The organism is Parafrankia elaeagni (assembly GCF_000374165.1).
Taxonomy (GTDB): domain Bacteria; phylum Actinomycetota; class Actinomycetes; order Frankiales; family Frankiaceae; genus Parafrankia; species Parafrankia elaeagni.
Window position 1 is genome coordinate 162,038 of record NZ_KB893705.1, and the last position, 6,726, is coordinate 168,763.

3 protein-coding genes and 2 pseudogenes are annotated in these 6,726 nt (G+C 71.9%); 2 read left to right on the forward strand and 3 right to left on the reverse strand.

Annotation, left to right across the window (positions count from 1 at the left end; translation table 11 throughout):
- Positions 1-62: 62 nt before the first annotated feature.
- Positions 63-3,161, reverse strand: coding sequence for a helix-turn-helix transcriptional regulator (locus tag B207_RS0106755; protein ID WP_035740139.1), 3,099 nt, complete (start codon positions 3,159-3,161; stop codon positions 63-65).
- Positions 3,162-3,301: 140 nt separating this feature from the next.
- Between B207_RS0106755 and B207_RS42760 the strand changes: the two are divergent.
- Positions 3,302-4,176, forward strand: a pseudogene (locus tag B207_RS42760) (IS5 family transposase).
- On the opposite strand, the gene B207_RS0106770 reads toward B207_RS42760, so the two are convergent.
- Both B207_RS0106770 and B207_RS39560 read right to left on the reverse strand, forming a co-directional pair.
- A complete protein-coding gene (locus B207_RS0106770) occupies positions 4,107-6,308 on the reverse strand; it encodes a recombinase family protein (RefSeq protein WP_018639959.1) in 2,202 nt (733 codons plus the stop codon). The pseudogene B207_RS42760 and the gene B207_RS0106770 overlap by 70 nt on opposite strands.
- The gene (locus tag B207_RS39560) at positions 6,283-6,450 is read right to left on the reverse strand and encodes a hypothetical protein (protein WP_018635768.1); all 168 of its coding nucleotides are present in this window, start codon (positions 6,448-6,450) and stop codon (positions 6,283-6,285) included. Before B207_RS39560 ends, B207_RS0106770 begins: the two co-directional genes overlap by 26 nt.
- A gap of 132 nt (positions 6,451-6,582) precedes the next feature.
- On the opposite strand from B207_RS39560, the pseudogene B207_RS39565 reads away from it, so the two are divergent.
- Positions 6,583-6,705 (forward strand): annotated as a pseudogene (locus B207_RS39565) (IS5 family transposase); the annotation flags it as partial.
- Between the last annotated feature and the right edge of the window lie 21 nt (positions 6,706-6,726).

Here is a 6,726-nt window from a genome sequence, read left to right on the forward strand (position 1 = left end):
CCGAACATCAGGGAAACCCCTGGTGCCGGCCGGTGCCGCGCAGTGGTCCTTGAACGGGCCGGTCAGGAACGGAGCGCGGAACCGACGCCGGCTCGGGTGGGGACGCCGAGCTTGGCAAGCACCTTCGTCAGGTGGCTCTCGACGGTCTTCTCGCTGACGAACAGCGCGGCGGCGATCTGGCGGTTCGTCTGGCCGGCGGCGACCAGCTCGGCGATCTGACGTTCTCGGGCGCTGAGCGTGCCGGCTGCCACGCTGAGGACGACCGCCTGGGACTGGTGACGAGTCAGGGTCGCAGCGGCCTGGGCCTGGGCCCGCGCCGACGGTCGACCGCCCCGCGACACCCGCTCGCCGAGCTGACGCAGCAGCCGGGCCGCCTCGTCCCGGGGACGGTTGGCACCGCACGCGTCGAGTCGGGACTCGGCCCGGCGCAGCTCGCTGACCGCCCGCGCGTTCTGCCCGTCGGCGGCCAGCGCCCGCCCGGCCACGATCAACGACCGGCCGAGCTCGATCGGCAGGCCGGCCCGCTCGGCCTCGGCGGCTGAGGCCAGCGCCGACGCGGCGGCGGCCGACGACTGTCCCCGGGCGAACTCGACGGCTGCTCTCGCTCGCATCGCCGAGGCCTTCCGTCCCGCGAGCCCACCGCCGGCGGCGGTGGCCGTCCGCTCGGCGAGCACCGCCCAGCCGGCGGCCGCCTCGGGCATCCCGCGAGCCAGTTCGGCCCGCGTGAGCACCTCGTACCAGTACGGCCGAATGGGAGCTTCGATGCGTGGCAGCTCGGCGCCGCCGGCCGCACCCAGTAGTTCATCGACGGCGCGGTCGGGCTCACCGGCCTCGACCAGCGCCTCCGCGAAGAAGGAACCGGCCATCACCGAGACGGCGTCATTCTCCGGGTTGGCCGCCCGCACTCCCTGCGCCCCCGACCGCAGCGCCTCGGGGAGGTCCCCCGCCAGTGTCGCCGCGGCACACCGCGCCGCCAGCGCCCAGGACAGGAAGGGCAGGTGCGGGGTGAGCAGGCACGCCTCCACCGCGGCTTCGGCTGCCACCGCGGCCTCCGGCAACCGTCCCCGCCATGTCAGGACCAGCGACCGTGCGACCGCCGTCAGAGTGCCGATGCTGCCCCGGCCGTTGCGCAGCGCCAGCGTGTCGACCCGGTCGAGGTGGCGCAGCGCGTCGGTGAACCGTTCGAGGAACGCCTCCGTCCAGCCCAGCCACGCGAGCTTGTCGAGGTGCGGGGTGACCTGGTCGTCCGAGAGCAGGTCGTAGCGGCGTGCCGCGCCGGCGGCCTCGGCGATCGCGGCCGGGACGTCACCGACCATGTACTCGGCACCCGCCAGCAGCCCGGCCGAGGCGGCGAGCAGTGGGGCGTCGTCGAGGGTGCCGGCGAGCGCGTGCGCTTCCTGCTGCCAGCGGCGCATCCCCTCGTATTCACCGGTGTAGAAATGGTCGATGGCAAGCTGAAGCCGCAGCAGACAGCTCTCTCGGGTGCCCGGTTCGGCGCTCGCCACAGCGTCCAGGACCAGGGCACGTGCCTCGCCGTGCCGGCCCAGCACATGGTCCACCGCCGAGCGCAGCGCGACGAGATGAGCCCGCTCGGCACCGAATTCCCGCGGAATCAGACCCATGATCTCGTCGAGGACCACGCGGGCCTGCTGCGGCTGGTAACTCGCGTCGAGTGCGGCAGCCAGCCGGGACAGCAGCTCCAGCCGCCGCAACCCGCCGTCCGCGTCGCCGTCGCCGTCGACGTCGGCACTCTGGCCGGGGCTCGACTCACCGCCCGGCAGCAGTCTGAGCGCGGCGGCGTACCAGTGCGCGGCGGCTGCCGGCGCGCGCAGCCGGCTGGCCGCGGCCGCTTTGGTCAGCAGCGCGATCGCGGCCTCGTCGCCGGGACGGGCGGCACGCTCGACGTGGTGGGCTCGGGCGGTGGCCGCCGCGCCTCGGGCGGCGAGCGCATCAGCCGCCCGTGCATGAGCGGCGATCCGCCAGCCCGGCCCGGCGGACATGTAGATGGCGTGGCGCACGATCGGATGCCGGAACATGAACCGGCGCGGCACCTCGGTCGGTCGCACCACGTCCGCCGCGACCAGCGAATCGAGTGCTTCGAAGGCGTCGGCTTCGGGGAGCGCGGCGGCCTCGGCTGCCAGGTCCGGCTCGAACACCTCGCCGGCGACAGCAGCGCCCTGCGCGAACCGCCGTACGACCTCGGGCAGCTGTGCGATCTCGGCGCCGACCGCCGCCGTCACCGCCGGCGGCACGTCGTCCGGTCCGTCGAGGCCGGTCGGGGCCGTCACCGCCGGCGGTACGGACGACGGCCCGGAGACCGCGGACAGCGGACGGGTGGAGGGGCGGGTGCGGGCAAGCTGTTCGAGGTAGAACGGGTTACCGCCGCTCTCCCGATACCAGCGACGCCGGACGACCGGGTCACGGGTCACGGGACTGAGCAGCGTGTCGCTGTCCTCGGGCGACAGCGGGGCAAGCTCCAGCCGAACGCCCACGGCCGCGGATGAGTTCGCCCTGGCCTGGCCGTCGGTGGCCGCGACAACGGCGGACGCCGACGCGGCCGACAACGCCGCGGCCAGCGCCTTCGGCACCTGGCGGGGCCGCACCGCGACGACCAGCAGCACCCGCGCGTTCGGCGGCCGGCGGAGCAGGTGAGCGACGAGCTCGACCGACGCGGTGTCGGCCCAGTGCAGGTCGTCCAGGGCCAGTACCAGCGGCCGGTTGGCAGCGAGCAGCTCGAGGAGCGCTCGCGCCGCCCGGTAGGTCTGCCAGCGTTGCATCTCGGAGGTGTTGCCGGTCGGCACGGTCCCGAGCGAACGCAACGCCGGAAACACGGCGGCCAGCTCGTCGAGCCGGTCGGCGCCGAGCTGGCGCAACCGCGCCGGATCCACCGCGCCGAGGTAGTCGTCGAGTGCATCGACGAGGGCGTTGAACGGAATGTCCTGTTCGAGCTCGGCGCCGTGGCCCCGCAGTACGAGATGGCCACGGGCGTCGGCAAGCTCGGCGAGTTCGCCGATCAGGCGGCTCTTACCGATGCCGGGCTCGCCACGGATCTCCATCCAGTCGAAACCTGGCCGGCGCCGCGCCGAGGCGAGGCGGTCCAACGCGGCGCCCACCGCGGCCATTTCCCGGTCGCGCCCGACTAACGAACCCTGTTCCCCCACCGAGCGATTGTCGTCCCTGCCGGCAGCAATCCAGTACCCGGGTCGTCAGCGCGACCGGCCCGGGATGGCCAGGACCTAGGGCCTGTTTGGGAAGTCGCTGATCTGTGCTGCTGGTGATCGGCTGGTGTGATCCGGCTTGGATGATCAGTTGTGTGGCGCGGGGTGACCTGACGAACGAGCAGTGGGCTGTGCTGGAGCCGTTGCTGCCGTCGGAGGCGGATAAGAAGAAACCGGGCCGGCCGGCGACGTGGTCGCGCCGTCAGCTGATCGATGGGATCCGGTGGCGGACGCGGACCGGGGCGCCGTGGCGGGATGTCCCGGCCCGGTACGGGCATTGGCGCACGGTGTACGGGCTGTTCCGGGACTGGCAGCGTGACGGGACGTGGAAGCGGGTCCTGACCGCGTTACAGGCCCAGGCGGACGCCGCCGGTCTGATCACCTGGGACGTGTCGGTGGACTCGACGGTGGCGCGGGCGCATCAGCATGCGGCGGGGGCGTCAAAAAAGGGGCTGCGCAGCGGCAGTCCCCGGGTGGTGTTGACACCGAACCGGCGGATCATGGGATCGGGAAGTCCCGGGGTGGATTGACAACCAAGCTGCATCTGGCCTGTGAACAGGGGCAGAAGCCGCTGGCGTTGCTGGTCACCGCCGGGCAGCGCGGAGACAGCCCGCAGTTCACCGCGGTGCTGGGCCAGATCCGGGTCCCTCGACCGGGACCGGGCCGGCCGCGGACGTGCCCGGATCGGGTGCTGGCGGACAAGGCGTACAGCTCGAAGGGGAACCGGGCCTACCTGCGCCGGCGCGGGATCCGCACGACCATCCCGGAGAAGAAAGACCAGGCCGCGAACCGCAAGAAGCTCGGCAGCCGCGGCGGGCGGCCGCCCCACTTCGACCCGGAGGCGTACAAGCAGCGCCACGCCGTGGAGAGGAGCAAGCCACGGTGCTGTCATAGCTGTGGCTGTTCGACATCGCCGTCGGTTCCTTTCTCGTCGATGTTGTCGAGGTGTGCTGCCTGATTGGTCAGCCAGGGGCGCCGGTTGTGCTGGCCTCGGGGGACGTGGTGCAGGGCGCGGAGGCGTTCGACCTCGTCGGGGTCGGCGCGCACGACGGTCAGCCGGGCCTGGGGATGCAGGTATCCGGTGGCCCAGCCGCGGCGGACCCAGGCGTCGAGAGTGGGTTCGGGCATGTCCAGGTGTTCGGCGAGGTCCCGCAGCCACCACTCGTGGTCATCCAGCTTCGGGCGGGCGTGACGGGCTGGGGTGCGGGTCCGCTGGATGCCCAGGGCCCGCAGCAGGTCGTTGACCGCGTTGGGCGTGAAGGTCGCGCTGCGTTTGGGTGGACGAAGACCCTCGGCGTTGAGGCGTTCAGCGATCTGCCTGGTCGTGTGCCCGGCCTCGACCAGCTCGCGGGCCCGGGCGGCGAGTTGGGGGTAGTAGCTGAGCTGGGTCAGGCAGGCGACCGGGCGGACGATCTGGGAGCGGGTGTGGTGCCCGCCCGCCCAGATGATCTCGACCTGGACCTGTTCGGTGGTGTCGATCACGGCGACGCGGACCTGTTCGATCAGCTGCCGGATCAGCTGTTTGCGGTCGGCATCGGTGGTGCTGGGTGCGTGCCAGATGCCAGGGACGTCGGCGGCCAGGGAGCGGATCTGGTCGCGTTCGGCGGCGGTCAAGGTGCGCGGGCGGGCAGTGGTGAACCGGTCGTATTCCTCGCCGAGGCGTTCCCGTTCGGCGAGCGCGGCTTCCCAGTCGGCCTCCAGCTGCCGCACGACCAGACGGTTCTCCGGCTCGGCCAACTGGTACTGGCGCCGGGCCCGGTCTGCCTGGTAGTCGGCCCGTTCCAACCGTTGGCGCCAGATCCGGTCCACCTGTGCCCGGCGCTGTTCGACCTGGTCGGCCGCGGCGAGGGAGACCTCCAACGCGGCCGGGGTCAGCGCGGCCAACAGCAGGCCGGTCACGTGGGTGTCCAGGCAGTCCCCGGCCAGCTGCTGGCACTGCCCGGTGCCGTAGTCGGTCTTGTCCCGGGCGCACACGTAGGCCGGGTGCAGCCGTCCTTGCGGCCCGTGCTGGTAGCGCACCGTCATCCTCGCCCCGCAGCGGGCGCAGACCACCAGCCCGGCCAGCAGGGCCGGGCCGTCGCGCACCGGGCCCGGGCTCGCGGCCCGGGACTGGTTGGCCTGCATCCGCTGCATGTTCCGCTCGTACTGCTCGACGCTGATGTAGGACGGCAGCACCCCGGGCAGACAGACGGTCCACTCTGCCCGCTCGGTGCGCACCCGCCCGGTGAACGGTCTACCCGCCTGGCGCCGTCTTGGGTCCAGCCTGCTGCGGCCGTAGACGTAGATGCCCGCATAGGCCGGGTTGCGCAGCATGTTGTGCACCACCGCCCGGCTGGGCCGCCGCCAGCTCACCTGCCCACGTCCGGGTTCCGCCCGCTGTCGTATCCCGACCTGGATGCCGTTGTCAGCCAGGAAACACAGCACCGCGTTCACCGTGCCGAACCGCTCGAACAGGTCGAAGACCAGCCGGACCACCGCCTGGACCTGCTCGTCCGGGTCCAGGACCACCTCACCCGACTCCCGGCGCACGAACCCGATCGGCAACGGCACCGCCAACTCGCCGCGTCGGGCCTTGGCCAGCCGCCCGGACCACATCCGCTGTTTGATCAGATACAGCTCGGCCTCGCTGATCGTGCCTTTCAACCCCAGTAGCAACCGGTCGTTGTGCTCGGCCGGGTCATAGACCCCGTCCAGGTCCGCCAGCAGGGTTCCCGACAGGGCACACAACTCCAGAAGCTGATGCCACTCCCGGCCGGACCGGGCCAGCCGGGACATCTCCAGGCCCACCACGATCCCCACATGGTCCAGCCCGACCTCGAAGACCAGCCGGGCGAACCCCGGCCGGGCCTGCGCACCCGAGGCCGAACACCCGAGATCCTCATCGATCACCAGCACCCGCGACCGCGCCCACCCCAACCCGACCGCCCGCTCGACCAACCCGTACTGCAACCGGGTCGACTCCTGATGATCAGCAACCTGCTCGGCGGTCGACTGCCGCACATACACCGCCGCCAGACGATCACGATGCCACGGCTGAACCTTGCCACCCGCACGCTCCCGCGAATCAGCCGCGACGCTCGTCCCGCTCATCGCCACACCGCCCGCTCGCCGGTGTCGGCAGCACCGTCATCCGCTCCACCAGCAGGCCCAGCAGACGCCGCACCGCCTCCCGGTTCGCCTCCGGGAACGCATCCCACGGCGGCACCACCGCGTCCGCCAGCGCCACGATCACCCCCGCGCTCCCCGTCAGCCCGCCCCTCCCGCAGCCGCCGAACGACCGCGACCAGCGCCAACAGGCCATCAACCCCAACCACAAGGGCATTCCCCACCCCTGGCTCGCCTATGTGTGCAGTGCGGCTTGCTCCTTGAGTGCGGCATCAACCGGCTCAAACGTCACCGGGCGGTCGCGACCCGCTACGACAAACTCGCCGTTCGCTACGAAGCAACAGTCACCATCGCCGCGATCAACGAATGGCTACCCCGATGAACTTCCCAAACAGGCTCTAGG